Raw genomic sequence first — 264 nt, 5'->3', positions numbered from 1 at the left:
AACCCCGCCAAGCTGGCGGGGTTTCTTCTATTCAACTTTGAGTATTTTGTATTTCTGCGTGCCGCGCGGCGTGTGGAAGGAAAACTCATCCCCCTTCTTTTTACCGAGCAGTGCCCCGCCGAGCGGCGAGTGGTAGGAAACTTTGCCGTTCAAAATATCGGCCTCTTCCGCACCCACGATGGTGTAGGAGTGCTTGTCGTCTCCGCCGATTTTCTGCACCGAAACGGTTGCGCCCATGCCGACCGTGTCGGACTTGGAGCCGCG

At 57.2% G+C, this 264-nt stretch carries 1 protein-coding gene; it reads right to left on the bottom strand.

Annotated features, from left to right (window positions below; all coding sequences use genetic code 11):
* Nucleotides 1–27 precede the first annotated feature (27 nt).
* Nucleotides 28–264, bottom strand: a 237-nt coding sequence (locus tag RMT89_RS43620) for a GreA/GreB family elongation factor (RefSeq protein ID WP_315889300.1), incomplete at its 5' end; no start/stop codon positions are given.

The sequence above is a fragment of the Streptomyces sp. P17 genome (assembly GCF_032436805.1).
Classification (GTDB): Bacteria; Actinomycetota; Actinomycetes; order Streptomycetales; family Streptomycetaceae; genus Streptomyces.
Note: the sequence above shows the minus strand (reverse complement) of the source record. Positions and strands in the feature narration are given on the sequence as shown.